We start from the raw sequence: 1,111 nt of genomic DNA on the forward strand, positions 1-1,111 counted from the left end.
GATTGCTTCATTCCTCGCAATGACTTTGTAAAGTATTATTTCGAGGCTTCTCTAAACTCCTTCAAAACTTGATCAATAACCCAAGTTGTTCTGGCGCCAGAAGTTCCTTTTGATGGAGAAGCGCCTTCATTACCTAGCAATTCAGCAATAACGGTTTCTATAAACGGCTGTTGAATATGAAGTGGATTTTCTATTGTAATGGTTTCTTTTTCTCCATTTGCATATTGAATATGAAGCGGATCATTTCCAAAAGTAGAAAAAGAGATTTTTCCTTTATCTCCAACAATTTCAGTATTGTCGTAACGTTCGAAACTGGCAAAATTCCAAATTCCAGATCCATGAATTCCGTTTTCAAATAAAAAAGACATTGAAACCGAATCTTCAGCAGGATAAGCTAGTAATTGAGAAGTCCCATGTCCGCGAACCGATTTGATCGGACCTAAAACAAAATCTAAAAAATCTAACGTATGGCAAGCTAAATCAACAAAGATTCCGCCACCTGAAATATGAGGCAAAACAGTCCATGGAAGATTGATTTCGTCATCATAACGTTGCTCAAAAGGATGATACAAAACACAATTGACATGCCTAATGTTTCCTAATTTTCCTTGATCGATTATTTCTTTTATTTTTAAAAAACGAGGCAAAGCTCTTCTATAATAAGCAACAAATAGTGGCACATTATGCTCTTTGCAAGCGCTAATCATTTCGTTGCATTCCTCAAAAGTTAAAGCCATTGGTTTTTCAACGTAAACAGGTTTTCCTGCTTTGGCGCATAAAATGGTGTATTCTTTATGAGAAGACGGCGGAGTGGCAATATAAACAGCATCTACTTCTGGATCATTAATTAAGTCTTCAGCTTTAGAATACCATTTAGGAACATTGTGGCGCTTTGCATAATCTTCGGCAAGAGCAGCATCTCTTCGCATTACGGCAACCAAAGCAGAATTGGGAGCTTTCTGAAAAGCAGGTCCACTTTTGACTTCAGTTACATTTCCACAGCCAATAATTCCCCATTTTATAATTTCCATTCTTTAAGTTTTTAGTTTCTCAAATTTAAGAGAAATGGATTGTTTTAAAAAAGTTCTGCCACGAATTCACGAATTATTTT

1 protein-coding gene is annotated in these 1,111 nt (G+C 36.1%); it reads right to left on the minus strand.

From position 1 onward, the window contains the following. Positions 1-35: 35 nt before the first annotated feature. A complete protein-coding gene (locus tag J7574_RS03805) occupies positions 36-1,031 on the minus strand; it encodes a Gfo/Idh/MocA family oxidoreductase (protein ID WP_290964433.1) in 996 nt (331 codons plus the stop codon). Positions 1,032-1,111: the final 80 nt, after the last annotated feature.

Source organism: Flavobacterium sp., from assembly GCF_017744675.1.
In the GTDB taxonomy this organism is placed as follows: domain Bacteria; phylum Bacteroidota; class Bacteroidia; order Flavobacteriales; family Flavobacteriaceae; genus Flavobacterium.

What these genes read in the sequence shown, in the direction of transcription:
- J7574_RS03805 (WP_290964433.1), bottom strand. Translation starts at nt 1,031, where the DNA reads ATGGAAATTATAAAATGGGGAATTATTGGCTGTGGAAATGTAACTGAA.